This is a genomic window from Cerasibacillus quisquiliarum, assembly GCF_014202495.1.
GTDB classification, from domain to species: Bacteria; Bacillota; Bacilli; order Bacillales; family Amphibacillaceae; genus Cerasibacillus; species Cerasibacillus quisquiliarum.
In genome coordinates this window covers 97,771-114,745 of record NZ_JACHHA010000004.1, presented here as the reverse complement: position 1 = coordinate 114,745, position 16,975 = coordinate 97,771, and the positions used below count along the sequence as shown (strand labels likewise).

General features: G+C 36.9%; 15 protein-coding genes. 9 read left to right on the top strand and 6 right to left on the bottom strand.

Features of this window, described 5'->3' with window-relative positions:
• Positions 1 to 7 precede the first annotated feature (7 nt).
• From scpC to HNQ35_RS06395, 6 genes are all read left to right on the top strand, one after another.
• Positions 8 to 1,513 carry a succinyl-CoA:acetate CoA-transferase ScpC gene (scpC, locus tag HNQ35_RS06420; RefSeq protein WP_146936487.1) on the top strand — a complete coding sequence of 502 codons (1,506 nt, stop codon included), beginning with the start codon at positions 8 to 10 and terminating at the stop codon, positions 1,511 to 1,513.
• Positions 1,514 to 1,959: 446 nt separating this feature from the next.
• Positions 1,960 to 2,640 carry a phosphoribosylaminoimidazolesuccinocarboxamide synthase gene (locus tag HNQ35_RS06415; protein WP_146936485.1) on the top strand — a complete coding sequence of 227 codons (681 nt, stop codon included), beginning with the start codon at positions 1,960 to 1,962 and terminating at the stop codon, positions 2,638 to 2,640.
• Between the two features lie 330 nt (positions 2,641 to 2,970).
• Positions 2,971 to 3,573 carry an NAD(P)H:quinone oxidoreductase gene (gene wrbA, locus HNQ35_RS06410; protein ID WP_146936483.1) on the top strand — a complete coding sequence of 201 codons (603 nt, stop codon included), beginning with the start codon at positions 2,971 to 2,973 and terminating at the stop codon, positions 3,571 to 3,573.
• A gap of 362 nt (positions 3,574 to 3,935) precedes the next feature.
• Positions 3,936 to 4,514 (top strand): TetR/AcrR family transcriptional regulator, encoded by a 579-nt coding sequence (locus HNQ35_RS06405; RefSeq protein WP_146936481.1) that lies wholly within the window; start codon positions 3,936 to 3,938, stop codon positions 4,512 to 4,514.
• A gap of 134 nt (positions 4,515 to 4,648) precedes the next feature.
• The gene (locus tag HNQ35_RS06400; protein WP_146936479.1) at positions 4,649 to 5,041 is read left to right on the top strand and encodes a DMT family transporter; all 393 of its coding nucleotides are present in this window, start codon (positions 4,649 to 4,651) and stop codon (positions 5,039 to 5,041) included.
• Entirely contained in the window at positions 5,041 to 5,355 is a 315-nt protein-coding gene (locus tag HNQ35_RS06395; RefSeq protein WP_146936477.1) for a DMT family transporter, read from the top strand. The genes HNQ35_RS06400 and HNQ35_RS06395 overlap by 1 nt, the downstream gene beginning before the upstream one ends.
• A 78-nt stretch (positions 5,356 to 5,433) precedes the next feature.
• Here HNQ35_RS06395 and HNQ35_RS06390 read toward each other — a convergent pair whose 3' ends face one another.
• A complete protein-coding gene (locus HNQ35_RS06390; protein ID WP_146936747.1) occupies positions 5,434 to 6,435 on the bottom strand; it encodes an LLM class flavin-dependent oxidoreductase in 1,002 nt (333 codons plus the stop codon).
• A 176-nt stretch (positions 6,436 to 6,611) separates the two neighbouring features.
• On the opposite strand from HNQ35_RS06390, the gene rlmN reads away from it, so the two are divergent.
• Positions 6,612 to 7,679, top strand: a complete 1,068-nt coding sequence (gene rlmN, locus HNQ35_RS06385) for a dual-specificity RNA methyltransferase RlmN (protein WP_221261436.1) — start codon at positions 6,612 to 6,614, stop codon at positions 7,677 to 7,679.
• 116 nt (positions 7,680 to 7,795) lie between these two features.
• Here the strand turns inward: rlmN and fdhD are convergent, their stop codons facing one another.
• From fdhD to HNQ35_RS06360, 5 genes are all read right to left on the bottom strand, one after another.
• On the bottom strand, positions 7,796 to 8,599 hold the full coding sequence (gene fdhD, locus HNQ35_RS06380) for a formate dehydrogenase accessory sulfurtransferase FdhD (RefSeq protein ID WP_146936472.1): 804 nt from the start codon (positions 8,597 to 8,599) through the stop codon (positions 7,796 to 7,798).
• Between the two features lie 3 nt (positions 8,600 to 8,602).
• The gene (locus HNQ35_RS06375) at positions 8,603 to 10,954 is read right to left on the bottom strand and encodes an FdhF/YdeP family oxidoreductase (RefSeq protein ID WP_146936470.1); all 2,352 of its coding nucleotides are present in this window, start codon (positions 10,952 to 10,954) and stop codon (positions 8,603 to 8,605) included.
• Positions 10,955 to 11,010: 56 nt separating this feature from the next.
• Positions 11,011 to 12,288: an L-lactate MFS transporter gene (locus HNQ35_RS06370; RefSeq protein ID WP_146936468.1), complete on the bottom strand. Its 1,278-nt coding sequence runs from the start codon at positions 12,286 to 12,288 to the stop codon at positions 11,011 to 11,013.
• A gap of 296 nt (positions 12,289 to 12,584) precedes the next feature.
• The gene (locus tag HNQ35_RS06365; protein ID WP_146936466.1) at positions 12,585 to 13,667 is read right to left on the bottom strand and encodes a mechanosensitive ion channel family protein; all 1,083 of its coding nucleotides are present in this window, start codon (positions 13,665 to 13,667) and stop codon (positions 12,585 to 12,587) included.
• A 141-nt stretch (positions 13,668 to 13,808) separates the two neighbouring features.
• A complete protein-coding gene (locus HNQ35_RS06360; RefSeq protein ID WP_170226616.1) occupies positions 13,809 to 13,979 on the bottom strand; it encodes a hypothetical protein in 171 nt (56 codons plus the stop codon).
• A gap of 484 nt (positions 13,980 to 14,463) precedes the next feature.
• Between HNQ35_RS06360 and HNQ35_RS06355 the strand changes: the two genes are divergently transcribed.
• Both HNQ35_RS06355 and HNQ35_RS06350 read left to right on the top strand, forming a co-directional pair.
• The gene (locus HNQ35_RS06355; protein WP_146936464.1) at positions 14,464 to 14,958 is read left to right on the top strand and encodes a PH domain-containing protein; all 495 of its coding nucleotides are present in this window, start codon (positions 14,464 to 14,466) and stop codon (positions 14,956 to 14,958) included.
• Positions 14,958 to 16,448: a PH domain-containing protein gene (locus tag HNQ35_RS06350; RefSeq protein ID WP_146936462.1), complete on the top strand. Its 1,491-nt coding sequence runs from the start codon at positions 14,958 to 14,960 to the stop codon at positions 16,446 to 16,448. Before HNQ35_RS06355 ends, HNQ35_RS06350 begins: the two co-directional genes overlap by 1 nt.
• The last annotated feature ends 527 nt before the right edge of the window (positions 16,449 to 16,975 follow it).

Below are 16,975 nucleotides of genomic sequence, written 5' to 3'. Positions count from 1 at the left end.
GATTATAATGGGGGAAAGGCTCAAACGCATTAGAGTCAAGGCTTTACATGATCGCATCGTCTCTAAAGAAGAAGCAGCAAGCTGGATAAAAGACGGTATGACATTAGGCTTAAGTGGCTTTACACGTGCAGGCGAAGTTAAAGCAGTTCCATATGCTTTAGTTGAACGTGCAAAGCATGAATCATTTAAAGTCAATGTGTACACTGGGGCGTCTTTAGGTTCAGACATTGATAAGCTGTTTACTGAAGCAGGTATCGTTAACAGACGTTTGCCATTCCAAGTCGATCGAACAATGCGGAAAGCGATTAATGATGGACAGATTAACTTTGTCGATCAACATTTGTCTCACACAGCCGAACTCGTACGTTCCAATGTCATGCCGATTGATTATGCTATTTTGGAAGCGATTTCCATAACAGAAAACGGTGAAATTATTCTTTCATCCTCTGTAGGTAATTCTCTTTTATTCGCAGAACATGCTAAGAACATCATTATTGAATTAAATACAGCATGGCCAGAAAATCTTGAAGGCGTTCATGATTTATATAGTCCAGATCCGCAAGGAGAGCGTACACCGATTCCGTTAACTAAGCCGGATGATCGCATTGGTCAAACGGGGATTAAAGTGGACTTAGATAAAATTAAAGGCATCGTGTTTACTGATAAACTTGATGAACCTTCAGATATCGTGCCGCCTGATGAAGAAACACAAACAATGGCAAACCATTTGCTTGATTTTTTACGGAAAGAAATTGCTCAAGGGCGATTAACTGAGAAGCTTGCTCCAATTCAGGCGGGAATCGGTTCTGTCGCTAATGCGGTATTACACGGTATGCTTCAGTCTGAATTTGAAGGCTTAGATGTGTACTCAGAAGTATTGCAAGATGCCGTATTTGATTTGATTGATGCTGGCAAAGTAAAAAGCGCCTCATGTTGCTCATTTGCGATTTCAGAAGAGAAAATGAAACAAGTTTACGGTGATTTTGAAAAGTATAGAGATAAATTAGTGATGCGTCCGCAAGAGATTTCTAACCATCCAGAAATCATTCGCCGACTCGGAACGATTTCAATTAACACTGCATTAGAATTTGATATATATGGAAACGTTAACTCAACACATGTGACAGGAACTAAGATGATGAATGGAATTGGTGGATCTGGTGATTTTGCACGAAATGCACGCTTAGCTATTTTCGTTACGAAATCCACTGCAAAAAATGGAGAAATATCTAGTGTAGTGCCTTTCGTATCACATGTTGATCATACTGAACATGATGTTGATGTTGTTATTACTGAGCAAGGCTATGCGGATTTACGTGGTCTAGCACCAAGAGAACGCGCGCCGTTAATCATAGAAAACTGCGTTCATCCGATGTATCGCGAGCAAATGCGCGAGTACTATGAAGAGGCTTTAAAGCGCGGTGGTCATACACCACACGTTTTAGAAAAAGCTTTTTCATGGCATGAAAATCTAATTAAACATGGTACAATGCGTGAATTAGTTCATGCATAATCATATTGATTAAAAGCATATAGACAATAAAGGGGAAAAAAAGCACAAGCTCAATGTTGGTTTAAATAGATGAAACGAAAAAAGCAAGCTGACTTTCTTTGGGGAGGGAAATCAGCTTGCTTTTATTATTTATTTTGATTTACGATTCATTTCCAAAATAATAAAGCCGAACCATAGGGGAGGGCATCGGCTTTAGACAATGGGGATGGGCACCTAAAGATAAAATAATATCACTGTAAGACATATGATGACTTTCAAGGGGAACTTCATCTGACGACCTCCAAATCAGGTGACATTATTTATCTTACTTATAATGTATAACATAACTGTTAAAATAGTATGTCAGTAAGGTTAACTTTATGTAAAGTTCAATCAATGGTTTATTTACAGTATAAAAAGAGTATGACATAATAGACGTATACCATTTTGTTGAAAGAGGAATCGACATGGAATTAGTTTACATGGGTAAAACGAAGGACGTATATCAGTTAGATGATGGAAATTATTTACTTAAATTTAAAGATGACGTGACTGGTGAAGATGGGAAGTTTAATCCAGGTGCTAATACAGTTGGCTTAACGATAGAAGGTGCAGGAAAAGCGGCACTTAGGCTGACGACATTTTTCTTTGAACGATTAGAACGAGAAAATATTCTGACACATTTTATATCATCTGATATTGAGCATCAAACAATGAAAGTAATCCCTGCCAAATCATTTGGAGAGGGTTTAGAAGTCATTTGTCGTTATCGTGCTGTAGGTAGTTTCTTACGTCGATATGGTAAGTATGCTGAGGAAGGTCAAGCTTTAGATGCATTTGTAGAAGTTACGTTAAAGGATGATGAACGTGGGGACCCACCAATTAGTAAAGATGCTCTAGAGATGCTAGGAATATTATCAAGTGATGAGTATGAAACATTAAAAGAAATGACGATACAAATTTCATCTCTAGTTAAAGCAGAACTTGCTAAAAAAGGGGTCGAACTGTATGATATTAAACTTGAATTCGGTCGAAATGATGCAGGTGATATAATTTTAATCGATGAAATATCTGGTGGAAATTTAAGAGCATATAAAGACGGAGAGTATATTGAGCCAATTGCTTTAACGAAGTTGATATTAGATTAATTTAAAAGTGGTTTTAAAACAAGTGAGGAACAATTTCTTCGCTTGTTTTTATTTTACTTAGAAACTGGGTACCTGCTCCACTGTGTCGTCTCGTTCAGTTATTATTATGCGATATATCCCATGTTGCGTTCTGTCTAAATACCATTTCGTCTTAAATATGACTTTTTCATTTACTGTTTTTGAAAGAGGTACCACTTAAGTGTCATTCTTATGAAAATCTTTGTAAGTAGTGACAACAGCTCGTCACATTAAAAGGTTATATTGCATAAGTGAGCGAGAATAGGGAAACATGACATAAGAAAAGATATTCTAAAAGGGAAAGTGATATGAATGAGTCAAGTTAAATTAGCATGTATTTATTATAGTTCGACAGGAACAAATTATCAGATGGTGAAATGGGCTCAGGAAGCTGCATTAGAAGAGGGTGCTGAAGTAAGGGTGGTTAAGGTAAAAGAGTTAGCTCCTGAAGAAGCGATTCGTTCAAATCCCGCATGGCAAGATCATATGAAGAAAACAGCAGATATAAAAGAGGCAACATCAGAAGATATTGTCTGGGCAGATGCCATTATATTCAGTACACCAACTCGTTTTGGCGTTATGTCATCACAGATGAAGCAATTTATTGATGAGCAAGGTGGACTTTGGGCAAAAGGTCAGACAATGAATAAAGTAGTGAGTGTCATGACATCTGCGCAAAACGAAAATGGTGGTCAAGAAGCTACAATACTATCTTTCTACACGGTGATGATGCATTGGGGTGCCATTATAGCTGCACCGGGTTATACAGATCCGGCTATTGCACAAGCAGGTGGAAATCCTTATGGAGTAAGTGTAACTGTTAATCAACATGGCGAAATGCAAAAAAATGTTGAGGCCGCTGTCAAACATCAAGCACGACGTGTCATTCATGTGGCCAAAAAAATGAAGGATTAAGATTCGTAAAAGACAGTATCCGATGAAAGGATTTTTGTTAGAAACATTTACATTAAACATAAATTGAGTTGTTATTACCGTGGCGGGTAGTGTTAACAAAATTACTTTAGAAGTAACTACATCTTCCCGCCGCGATTAGCATGCTTAATCGTTATTCCCCTTACGGATACTTTATAACGAAATAATTGTAATGGCAATACGAGAATAGATGTTAATCATTCGTACTTTTATCAAAAGTAAATGTACGAATGCTCTCTATGAGTTTTCATCTATTTTCATTTGCTTTTATTAAATCTTTCTAGTATAATGAATGACTGTCAGTCACTTTTATGATGGCAGATGCTTGTGAGGGGGAGACAGGTATGACGGATAAAAAAGGGCGTATTGTTTATTCGGCAATTGAAGTTTTTTCGGAAAAGGGTATTGATAAAACAAAAGTATCGGATATAGTGAAGCGAGCAGGGGTAGCACAAGGAACATTTTATTTATACTTTTCATCTAAATTAGCAGTTATGCCATCTATTGCGGAAGTGATGGTTGAAAAAATACTGGAAGAAGTAAAAGAACATATCGATCAAGCGGCATCTTTTTCGGAACAACTGAGACAAGTTATTCATGTTGTTTTTAAAATAACGAAAGATTACCGTGATATTTTTGCACTCATTTATGCAGGTCTTGCATCTACGGAATATTTACAGGAATGGGAAGCTATTTATGCTCCGTATTACGAATGGATGAGTGATTTTTTAGAAAAAGCGGTTAAAGACGGTGTCATTCGTCAGTCGATACATCCCGATCAAACTGCTGTCCTATTAATTGGTCTTATTGAATCGGCAGCTGAACAAACTTACTTATACTCACATGGTGATCAAAATGCAGCCAGTTTAAAAAAGCAGGAATTACTCCATTTTGTAGAACATGCTTTAGGAATAACGCAGTAAACGATTAAGCATCACTTGAAGTGATTGATTATTAAATGAAGTATGATAAAGATGCTTGGGATTACCAGGCGTATTTTTTATTTATAAAATGACTGATAATCAGTCAAAAATTGCAACAAAAGGAGAGAGCAATGATGGTAGTAAAAAGAGAGAGTAAAGCGAAATATTGGGTTTATGTCGCTTTAACGAGTTTTTTTGAATTAGTATGGATCTTTGGATTCAATGTTGCTTCTGAATGGTGGCATTGGATATTTATTATTTCATTTATATTCCTTGATTTACATTTCTTAGCTCGAGCAGTGGAAGGATTACCAGGCGGAACGGTTTACGCAGTATTTGCAGGAGTTGGAACGATAGGGACATTTTTAATGGATGTGTATTTATTTGGTGAACATATTAGTTTGGCTAAGATTTTCTTCATCGTTCTCATTATTATCGGGGTAATCGGATTGAAGCTTGCTGATGATAAAGCGGAAAAGAAAGAGATTCATGAACAGGCAGCGCAAGTTGAAGGAGTTGAGCAATAATGGGTTGGGTATACGTATTACTAGCAGCTACTGCGGAATTGGTAGGTGTTTGGGGATTGAATGTATTTAGTCAAAGACGTAATTTAAAAAATGCACTCATTTATTTCGGCGGATTAGGGTTATCATTTGCCCTTATTTATCTTTCATTTAAATACTTGCCTGTCAGTATCGCTTATGCTGTCTTTATGGGGCTAGGAACTGCAGGGGCAGTTATTATTAATATGCTATTCTTTGGTGATTCAAAAAGTTGGTCTCGTGTAGCGAGTTTAGTTCTCATTATTACAGGTGTTGTCGGACTAAAAGCTCTTTCCTAATAAAAGCCAATAAATAAAAAAGGCGGAGAAACATGTATTTGTTTTCTCCGCCTCATTGATTTCTATGACTTCTATTTCCTATGCCTCCATGAACTCAGCAATAATTTCATAGGAGCGAAGTCGTGCTTTATGATCAAAAATTTGTGTATGAATAATGAGCTCGTCTGCATTTGTTTTTTCTATAAAGTTTTCTAATCCACGCTTAACCGTCTCTGGACTACCAACGATTGTTGAGCCAGATGTTAAGCTGTTTTTAACAGCTATCCATTCAGAAGGTGTACACATTTCTTCTAAGTTAGACACAGGTGGTTTAAGCGTTGTCGGTCGACCGCGGCGTAAACTTAAAAACTGTTGTTCTGAAGACGTGGCAAGAAATTGAGCTTCTTCATCAGAATCTGCGGCAATAACATTTATGCCAAGCATTGCATACGGTTTTGCTAACTGTTCTGATGGCTTAAATAAATCACGATAAATATTAAGTGCTGGGATTGTATTGTTAGGTGAAAAATGACTTGCAAATGAGAAAGGAAGTCCTTTTTCTGCTGCTAGTCTGGCACTAAATCCACTTGAGCCGAGTAACCAAATTGGAATATCTAAACCTTCACCTGGAAAGGCACGCACGATTCCTGTACCAGTAAAATATGCTTCTAATTCTTCTACCTGATCAGGAAATTCTTCGACACGTTGCTTTAAATCACGTCTTAAAGCATAGGCTGTCATTTGGTCAGTTCCCGGTGCTCTTCCTAGACCAAGATCAATTCTTCCAGGAAAAAGTGATTCAAGCGTGCCGAATTGTTCAGCAATGACAAGTGCGGCGTGGTTGGGTAGCATAATGCCACCAGCACCGACGCGCAAATGCTTCGTTTTCTCTGCAACATGGGCAATTAGAACAGATGTTGCTGAGCTAGCAATGCCAGGCATGTTATGATGTTCTGCCAACCAATATCGCTTAAAGCCCCATTTGTCAGCATGTTGAGCTAAATCAACGGTTTCTAATAAGGCATCTCTAGCAGTTGAACCTTCCTTAATAGGGGCTAGATCAAGGATGGATAGTGGAATATGTTTAAATCGTTTAGCTATCAATGAAATATCCTCCTAAAAAAACCTATTGTCTTTATTATGCAGAATACACAAATACAAGACAAACTTCTTGATTTTTGTTAAATGTTTAATTTGCGTTCAAATGATATTTTGATACTATAGATAGATGGTATACGTTTTTGCAGTGAATATGAGAAAAGAGGTTTTTTCAAATAATGAAACAGTCCATTTATGGTTTCACATATGAACAATTACAAGAATGGCTCGTTGAACATGGGGAGAAGAAGTTTCGCGCTCAACAAGTATGGGATTGGCTTTATAAAAAGCGTGTGAAACATTTTTCCGAGATGCATAACGTCAATAAAGAATGTATAGCCCTATTAGAAGAACATTTCACGATAGAAATTCTTGAAGAACAACTAAGGCAAGAGTCGAAAGACGGAACAATTAAATTTTTATTTAAGTTGGCAGATGGCAATTTAATTGAGACGGTCTTAATGCGGTTTAACTACGGTTTATCGGTTTGTGTAACGACACAAGTCGGTTGTAATATTGGCTGTTCTTTTTGTGCGAGTGGTTTGTTAAGAAAGAGCCGTGACTTGACTGCTGGTGAGATTGTCGGACAGATTATGAAAGTTCAAGCCCATCTTGATCAACAAGGAAAAAACGAACGTGTTAGCCATATTGTTGTTATGGGGATTGGTGAACCGTTTGATAACTTTGATAACTTGGTTAATTTCTTAACGGTTGTAAATGACCGAAAGGGATTGTCGATAGGAGCACGTCATATTACCGTATCAACGAGTGGTTTAGCTCATAAAATTTATCAGTTTGCAGATTTAAATTCTCAAGTGAATTTAGCTATTTCGCTTCATGCACCGAATAATGATCTAAGAACACGGATTATGAAAATTAATCGTGCTTTTCCAATTGAAAAATTAATGGATGCAGTGCAATATTATTTGGATAAGACGAATCGTCGGATTACGTATGAATATATTATGCTTAGAGATATAAATGATCGAGAAGAAGAGGCGTTACAGCTTGCTGAGCTATTAAAAGATCATCGTCACTTAGCGTATGTCAATCTCATTCCATACAATACAGTCGATGAACATAGTGAATATCAGCGGAGCCATTCGGAGACGATTCAAGCTTTTTATGAAACATTGAAAAGAGAAGGTATTCCATGTGGTATACGTTGGGAAAATGGTGCTGACATTGATGCAGCCTGCGGTCAGCTTCGCAGCAAACAAATTAATAAAAGACGTCCACATAGCTAACAATGATATTAGTAGAGGCGTTGACATCCAATGGAACGATCTAAATTTGCATCAAATATACAAGCAGGGAAGTGGAACTTTCCCTGCTATATTAATAATGAGATGAATAGAACGATTTAATCATTAACAATTCTTTTGGAATGAGAATAGACATTCATTTTTTCTCCGCGAATAAAACCTGCTACTGTAATACCTAAATCATTTGCTAATTTAATCGCTAAATCTGTTGGTGCCGATTTTGATAGCAAGATGCCAACGCCTATTTTGGATATTTTTAGTAGGACTTCTGAGGAGACCCTCCCGCTAAAGACTATGACCTTATCACGAACACTTAATCGATTACGTATGATACTTCCGTATATTTTGTCAAGAGCATTATGACGCCCGATATCATGGCGCATAAACAAGATCTTATCAACTGTACATAAAGCAGCATTGTGCATGTTTCCTGTTTGGTGAAATATATTAGACATGGCTTGCATCTCGTTCATCAAATGATAACATGCTGAAGGGGTAATGGTTAATGCATGTCTAATTGTTTTGGCTGTTCGAACATCACTTTTAAAGTAAAACTGTCGACTTTTCCCACAACATGATCCGATAAATCGCTTTGACTGATCGTATTTTTTAGGATCAATCGTGCGATTTAATGTGACATAGGCAAATCCACGTTCTATATCAATAGATAGCTCTTGAAGCTCATCTAACGTGTATATAATACCTTCAGATGCCAAAAATCCACAAACTAAATCAGCCAAATCGCTAGGAGAACACACCATGGTGGCAAACTCATGGCCATTTAATTGAATCGTAAGAGGTAACTCTACTGCTAATGTATCTTGTTTACGAATTGGGGTGTTCTCTTCATAGCGTATGATTTCCCAACCGTCGTGAGTGATGCGCAATTTCTCCCCCTCCATATACTAACTTGGTTCCGTTTCAAGTTCGGCAACACGCTTTTCAACATATTTCGTATCTTTCTGTGCGTAATATGTTTCAGCTTTTTCTACAATGGCTGGTGCTTGATATTCTGGAATTCCCGCGAACGTCTCATAAACACCTTTTTCAATTAAAACGTTACCTTCTGGCCAATGGAGCCCGATATTTCCCGTTTTTATCGGGGCAAATTTGGCATGTCCTGTAAACGACCCGAGTTTGTTGTAAACAACGATGGCCTCTCCATTTGAAATATCGAGTTCCTTAGCATCGTTTTCATTGATTAATACATCATAGCGATCTGCATCATTAAAGGGATCTGTTTCACCATAAATCATTGAATTAAACTGCTTGCCTCGACGCGTTGTTACATAAAAATGTCCCGCGGGCTTTCTTAGTTCCGGAATTTCAACAGGTATTAAATTACCTTTTCCATCTGGTGTTGGGCACACACCATCTTCACATAGCCATGCACCGCCCCACTGAAATACATCACCCTTATTCTTCAAGTGTTGAATACCATCATAGTTAGGTGCTGCTTTAGCAATTTCTTCACGTATTTGTTCGGCATCTGTAAAATCTATTAAATGAGCTAACTCTGGTTTTACACGTTTAGCCAAATCAACGTAAATTTCCCACTCGCATCGTGCTTCTTCAATGCGAGGTCCTTTAATTTCAGGAGAAAAATAGACCATTCTTTCAGTAGAAGTTGATGTTCCTCCTCCAGGTTGTTCATAGCGTGTCATAGCTGGAAGTACAATGACTGCTTCTTTCGCATCTACAAATGTTGAAGTGTTAAAAATAATATCTTGATGTACACGGATATCGACTTGGGATAAACATTTTTCTACAAATTCAGGATCAGGCATCGTTTCTAAAAAGTTTCCACCAGATAAATAATATAGCTTTAATTTTCGCTCATGATCTTCAGGAAGTAAGGCATTTTCTAATGTGACACCAACGATATCACCTTGCCATTTCGGAATCTTAAACCCCCATACTTTTTCAACTCGTTTACGGTTTTCTTCATCCATATTTCCACCTGGAAGGACGAATGGGTCGGCTCCCATTTCTCCCGAGCCTTGCACACCCGAATGGCCACGGATTGGCATTAGACCACAATGTTCTCGTCCTATAAAACCTCTCAGCAGGGCAAGATTAGCCACTTGTGAAATATTGTCCGTGCCAAAACGATGTTGTGTTAATCCCATGGACCAGACGAAGACAGCTGATTTGGCATGAGCGAGTAGTTCTGCTAATTCTTTCATTCGTTTTCGGGATAGACCAGAAGATTTTTCAAGTGTTTCCCAATCATAGCTCATGACTTTCTCACGTAATGCGTCATAATGATTAACATGCTTTTGAACGAAGTCATGATTGATAGCAGAGCCTTTTTTCTCTTTCTCCATTAAAAACCAATGTTTCATAATACCGTGCATAAAGGCGATATCACCACCGATATTTACTTGATATATATCATCAGCAATTTTTGTCCCGAATAAAGCTGATTCAGCAACGGAAGGAATCCAATATTTTTCCATTGATGGCTCATAATAAGGGTTAATGATAATGATTTTTGTTCCTTTGCGTTTTGCAGCATACATATACTTTGTCGAAACAGGTTGGTTATTAGCGGCTACAGAGCCCCAGAATAGGAGGACATCTGTACCAATCCAGTCTTTATAATTACAGCTTGATGCGCCAATTCCAAGTGAACGATTTAATGCTGTTTTTGATGGTGAGTGGCAAATACGTGATGCATTGTCAATATTATTTGTACCTAGAAAGCGTGCGACTTTCGCGGCGGTGTAATATACTTCATTCGTAATCCCACGCGACGTTAAATAGAACGCGTATTGCTTTGGGTTAAGCGCTTTCATTTTATTGGAAATGGTATCCAACGCTTCATCCCAAGAAATCCGCTTAAAACGGCGTTCGCCTGCTCGACGAATAAGTGGGTACGGTATGCGACCGAGCTTTCGTAATTCGGTACTTGATAATTGACGAAGGTCGTCGATATCTTTATGAATGATATCTTCCTTCATTGGTCCCATCGTATTTAAACGAAGGACATTGAGTCTTGTCGTACAGAGATGTGGCCCTTTTAATGTTTGATCCTTCAGTCCAGAAACACCAAGTGCACACCCATCACAAACCCCTTGTGTTAAAATACGCGTGGCATATGGGAGATTACCTTTATTTTCCCAAATAACTTTTAACGTATCACGCACATGATGCGGTTTTATTTTACCTAAACCGAACGGCACTTTGCTCACCCAAAGACTTGGATCAGGTTTTTTAGGAAGCTTCATTGGTCCTGTATGTTTTGTCTTTCCCATGTTAACCCCTCCAATTAAAGATATTATAAAGATAAGGTCTATTATTTAGAATAATACTACAATTGCTTCGAGAAAGAAACATTAGGGCTTGATTTTTGCTGTTTCTTTTGCAGTTTTTTCAAATCAATACGAATCCATAATGAGATAATTAACGCCAGTGAAAAGAGAATGGCAAATATAAGCATTGTGACATTATAACTATTCGACGTATCGTAGATGAATGACAGTAACAGTGGACCAACTATACCTGCCATTGCCCAAGCGGTTAAAATATAACCGTGAATTGCTCCAAGTTGTTTCGTTCCAAAAATATCACCAATATAAGCAGGGATTGAAGAAAAACCGCCTCCATAACATGTCATAATAACAAAAGTTAATATTTGAAATAAAATAGGCTGACTTGTGAACGGTATGAGTAGAAAGGCAATCACTTGAATAACGAAAAAGACTGTGTATACATTTGGTCTACCAATATAATCGGAAAGAAAGGCCCAGAAAATTCTACCCGCCCCGTTAAAAAGTCCCATAACACCGACCATTGTAGCAGCAGCTAATGCAGTCATACCGGTAATTTCTTGAGCCATTGGTGATGCGACAGATATAATAGCAATCCCACATGTAATATTGATAAAAAGCATAAACCAAAGCATCCAGAAGCGTCGCGTTTTTATCGCTTCTTGAGCAGTTAGCTGAGCCAAGTCTTGTTTTATCTTGAGTTTGTTAGTTTCTTTCGCTTGGATGAAGCCTTTAGGTTGCCAATCCTTTGGTGGTGGTGCTAAATAGAGAGCAGATAGCGTCATAATAATAAAATAAATTGACCCGAGAATAAAAAATGTATGTGGTATGCCAACTTTTGTTATTAAATATTCGCTTGCTGGACCACTAATAAGTGAAGCGAATCCAAAGCCCATAATTGCTAGTCCAGTAGCTAGACCACGTCTGTCAGGAAACCACTTAACAAGTGTTGATACGGGCGCAATATAGCCTATTCCTAAACCAATTCCACCAATTATTCCGTAGAAAAAATATAAAAGATATAATGATTCCAATAATGTAGCTAAGCCTGATCCAGCGACCCCCAGTCCAAAAAATAACGCTGCTAACATCCCAGATCGTCTAGGCCCGTGTTTTTCGACGAACCTTCCCATAAATGCAGCAGACGTACCTAGGAAAAAAATAGCGATACTAAAAATAAGTGAAATTTGCGTCGTCTCCCAGTTATATTGAGTTGCTAGTGGATTTGTAAAAACACTCCATGCATAAGCAGAGCCGATTGACATATGGATACCAAGTGCAGCCGCAGCAATGAGCCAACGATTTTTAACCTTTTGCATTTAGATACCCCTTCCTAAACTCACTTTATTTAAATTTTACCATTATTTATAAAAAACGCAATAATCAACAGGGACTTAAGCTCTTATCTGTTTTTATAGGTGTAAAGAGAAAGGGTTTGGGTGGAGATATGCAATCGGTCGTTATGTTTTTACCGACTGTAAGAGAAAAAATTCAACTGATAAAGCTATCTACTTATAGGAGATTTATTGAGTAACCAACTAAAAATAAGAAATGCGATGTTCTCAAGATGATTCATTCATATGAGACATCGCATTGAAGTGTTTTATGTTTATTTTTATCGTTTATCTTTAAGTGATTCGAATTCCTTATCGTCCATTAATAATCTTCGGCTTGGAATGGCAATTGTCACTTCTTCGTCATCAATTATTTCTAAAATATCTAGATTAATTTGTTGGCGGATATTTAGGTATGCTTCCCAATCTGTTGTTTTTGTAAAGAAATATAGAAATATATCAATTCCATCTTCCTGGTAAGTATCAGCAGAAACGAGAATGGTTTCTGGATGAATATCTGGGTTCGATTTTAATAACTGTTCAATTCGCTGGACAATATGTTTAATTTTTGAAGCCGGGTTATCATACGTCACGCGAATTGTAAATTTAATTTGCCGTTTGCCCATTTTACTCCAATTCGTAATCGGCTCATTCGCTAATGTCGCGTTTGGAACCGTGACAATTGCTTGTGAAAAGGTACGTATTTTTGTACTGCGAAAGGAGATATCTTCGACTGTTCCTTCAACACTTGGTGTCATAACCCAATCTCCAATTGTAAATGGTTTCTCAGTGATTAATACGATACCTCCAAAAAGATTGGCTAATGCTTCTTTAGCCGCTAGTGATATCGCTAATCCACCGAGACCGAGTCCAGCAATAAAACCATCTATTTTATAATCAAGCTCTTGTAAAATGACACTAATGGTTAGGGCAACGACAATAAATTGCAAAATGCGTGATAAAAATGGAATTAAAATATCATCAATCTGTATCGTTGTTGTTTCATTGATTTTTCGAAAGAGATGATGTGACCCAGAAGATAAATTGAAAAAACCCCAACCAATCAGTGCGATGATTGATGCACGTAGCAGCTTAACAAAGCTATCACTTTGATGATTTAAGTATGGATAATATCGAACGGCGATATATAATCCAATGGTGATAAACAACCACTGTAGCGGTTTTTTAAATGATTCGAATAGATATGAGAAAAAATCGTTCGGGGCTTTTTTACTGATACGTAATAGGAAAGTATAAATATATTTAGCAAAGATTTTTCGTAACAGAAGAAACAATAAGAATATAGTAATGGCAATGCCTAGCTTTTTTAAATGTTGTTCTGATAAAAATAATTCCCAAGTCATCTGACACGTCCCCTTTCGATTGTTTGATATGATGAATGGGGGTATATGAATACGATTCTTTATGTTCTCTTATTTTAAGGAATTGCCTTGTTTTGTGTCAAGTATAGGTCTGTCGTTCAGATGACCGGATTTTATTATGAATTAATATTTATGAGCGAACCGAAGACGTTCTTCTTCATAATCATAATGCTTAAGCTTTGATTTAATTTTAAGTTGTTTTTGTTTTGGGTGCTTTTTTTTATAGGTTTCGTTTTTCAGTTTTTTAATCCGTTCATGTGCTATACATTTAAATAATTCATACTCGATTAACATGATACTCCTCCTTTTTTTCAATCACCCTACTATATGTATGATAGCTTAGGAAAAAAGATTCGTCGTCTGTACTTCGTTTGCTTTTTTTGTACAATAAACCATTAGGGAGACCGAATAATCATCCGACTTTGGAAGGAGTTATCAGCTTATGGTAAAATACTGTTAGCTATAAAAGTGTTAAAGAAAGGAAATAAGGATGGAGAAGTTTTTAATAATTGTAATCGTTCTTTCATTAGGTTCTGCCATGGTCTTGTTCACTGGGCATTTTATTAAACATGGACTTTCTAAAAGCTTGCATTTAAGTAACTTCTTAAAAGGAGCTTTGGCTAGTTTTTTGATATATCTCATTACATTTATAAGCTATATATATTTTATGAATTAAACTAGGGTATGTAGAAACATACTCTTTTTTTGTCTGAACGAAACTTTTTTACTATGTTAATCGTAGCAAATAATGTAGATTTTTTTAACAGGAGTGGTACCTATGTTTTCAATTCATGAACCAACAAATCGAATTTCCAAACAAGCCGTTGACGTTTGGAAAATCAGTAACTTTATTGGTCATCTCATCTTTTTATCTATTTTAGCTGGACTGATTTGGGCAGGTTATCATTTTACTTGGTATCACTGGATTATTGTTGTCCTTTGGGTGTTAAGTGGATTGACAGTCATTTCTGGGGGATGGTCTATTTTCATTGAACCCCCTCTATTATATAAATACTGGCGTTATGGGATAGATGAGGAGTATGTGCGCTTAACACATGGTGTATTAACGCGAAAACATCATGTCATTCCTATGACAAAAGTACAGTATGTCAGTGCAGAGCAAGGTCCGATTCTTCGAAAGTACAATCTTTATACAATTAAGATAGGTACGATGCGATCATTCCATGAAATTCCTGCACTTCCCGAAGAAGAAGCCTTTAAACTTCGTAACCAAATTGCGGATCACGCCAAAATTAAGGAAGTGGAATCATAATGGAGATGGAAGTTAAACAGAAACGCATGCACCCACTGAAAATGTTAGATAATTTTATAGAACTCATAAAAGACGTTTTTATTCCTGCACTTTTTGTATTTGTTATTGCCAATCCTGATAGTCGTTTCATTCCTTATCTTAAAGTTATTTTTATCGCTTATGTCATTATACGATTATTCGGCATTGTCATAAGTTGGCTAAAAACAACTTACAGCATAAAAGAAGATGCCATTCATATTTCAAGAGGTGTTTTTAAAAAGAAAAATCATACGGTTCCAATTGAACAGGTGCAAAATATTCAGACGAAAACGCCTGTTTATTTTAAGCCTTTCCATGTAACATCGGTAACGCTTGTAACAAGTGTTTCTGGAGATGAAGCTGCTTTGAAAATAGAAGCCGTCAAATGGGAAGAAAAAGAATGCATCGAAGACCGTATTCTCGCATTCCGTCAACATGAACGAAATGACCAGATTGAACAAACGAATGAAGCGGAAATCATTGGGACAACAGTGCCAAAACGGATGATTCATTTCCGCCCAACGCGTAAAGATTTAATTAAGGCATCTTTTCTATCGCTTAGTTTCTTAGCGATTATTCCTATACTGGTAGCGGCTTTTGAAAAGATAGAAGATTTATTTGATTTAGAAGGAACTCTTAACCATATTTATCAATTTATAATGAGCTCATGGTATACGATTGCATTGACGATATTCATTTTTATTGTCATCGCTATTGGCTTCGGTTTAGTACGTACATTTTTAAAATATGGTAAATTTGAAATCGCTTCTGATGATGAGCGAATTTATATTAAGCGTGGGACGTTAAATGAACGGACATTATCGATTCGAAAAGATAATGTACAAGCAATCGAATTCGTACAAAATCCAATCAAAAAATGGCTTCGCTTAACAGAGGTTAAACTTGTTAGTGCTACAAGTGAAGAGGGGGAAGAATCTGCTGAGATTAACTCTTTATATCCTTTTCTTCCGACAGAGCGGGCATATAGTTTGATGGAGGAATTATTTCCAGCATTTAAATTGTCACATCAAATGAATCACTTACCGAAACAGGCTCTATATATGAAGTTTTTACGCGTGCCGTGGGTATGGCTTGTTTTTTCAGTCGTTTTATTTTGGTGGAAACCGTCGTTCTGGTACTTATCGATTGTTTTATTTATTTTGACTTATATGATGCGATATTTTCGTTATAAAAACGCACGCTTTCTCATTCAAGACGAGTTTGTTCAATTTAAAAAAGGGGGCCTCTGGTCATCTTTATATATAACCAATCGAAAAAAGGTGATTGAAGTAGAAGTGGCCCAGTCATATTTGCAGAGGAAGTTAAACTTAACGACAATTGGTATAGTGAACCGAACAAATCCTATCAACTATGAGGAAATGGAAGAGATCCCCATTTCCTCAGCAAAACATTTTCTTGCGTGGTATTATAAAAGAAGTGACGATGTTCAATTAGAACAAAATGAGTCATAGCCAAGAAACTAGGGCATAACTAGCATTGAATACTGATTATTATAGATTGGTACATTATCTGTTTTTCACTGGAGAGAAAGCAGTATTTGGAGTAGACGTTGTAATTTTTTTAAAAAGATAAATGATCTAGCAATCACTAAAAATATTAATCCACTTTTTTTAAAAAGGGTGGATTTCTTTTTATAGGTGTGATCATTACGGCTCAAAGCACAGATTTTTATATCTTTGAGTGGTCCAAAATGATATAACTCCAACTAAAATCATCGACTTATATACGATTGAACCCTTCAATGTGGCCTAACCTGAACAAACATCGCCGGTTTATATAACGTTGAACCCTTCAATGCGAGTTAACTTCAATTAGCACCACTGACTTACATATGATTAAACGGTTTTAACTCTCTTGAATACAGAGCTAAAACCATTCAAGTCGTTTTTATCATTTCACCTGTCTACTTGATAAGGGATCGTCAGTTTATTTTGTTCCGGCTTCTTTGGTTATGATACTGCTGCTAATCTTTAGCTTT

Coding starts and splice junctions, on each gene's coding strand:
- scpC (WP_146936487.1), top strand. CDS start 8: ATGGGGGAAAGGCTCAAACGCATTAGAGTCAAGGCTTTACATGATCGC.
- HNQ35_RS06415 (WP_146936485.1), top strand. CDS start 1,960: ATGGAATTAGTTTACATGGGTAAAACGAAGGACGTATATCAGTTAGAT.
- wrbA (WP_146936483.1), top strand. CDS start 2,971: ATGAGTCAAGTTAAATTAGCATGTATTTATTATAGTTCGACAGGAACA.
- HNQ35_RS06405 (WP_146936481.1), top strand. CDS start 3,936: ATGACGGATAAAAAAGGGCGTATTGTTTATTCGGCAATTGAAGTTTTT.
- HNQ35_RS06400 (WP_146936479.1), top strand. CDS start 4,649: ATGGTAGTAAAAAGAGAGAGTAAAGCGAAATATTGGGTTTATGTCGCT.
- HNQ35_RS06395 (WP_146936477.1), top strand. CDS start 5,041: ATGGGTTGGGTATACGTATTACTAGCAGCTACTGCGGAATTGGTAGGT.
- rlmN (WP_221261436.1), top strand. CDS start 6,612: ATGAAACAGTCCATTTATGGTTTCACATATGAACAATTACAAGAATGG.
- fdhD (WP_146936472.1), bottom strand. CDS start 8,599: ATGGAGGGGGAGAAATTGCGCATCACTCACGACGGTTGGGAAATCATA.
- HNQ35_RS06375 (WP_146936470.1), bottom strand. CDS start 10,954: ATGGGAAAGACAAAACATACAGGACCAATGAAGCTTCCTAAAAAACCT.
- HNQ35_RS06370 (WP_146936468.1), bottom strand. CDS start 12,288: ATGCAAAAGGTTAAAAATCGTTGGCTCATTGCTGCGGCTGCACTTGGT.
- HNQ35_RS06365 (WP_146936466.1), bottom strand. CDS start 13,667: ATGACTTGGGAATTATTTTTATCAGAACAACATTTAAAAAAGCTAGGC.
- HNQ35_RS06360 (WP_170226616.1), bottom strand. CDS start 13,979: ATGTTAATCGAGTATGAATTATTTAAATGTATAGCACATGAACGGATT.
- HNQ35_RS06355 (WP_146936464.1), top strand. CDS start 14,464: ATGTTTTCAATTCATGAACCAACAAATCGAATTTCCAAACAAGCCGTT.
- HNQ35_RS06350 (WP_146936462.1), top strand. CDS start 14,958: ATGGAGATGGAAGTTAAACAGAAACGCATGCACCCACTGAAAATGTTA.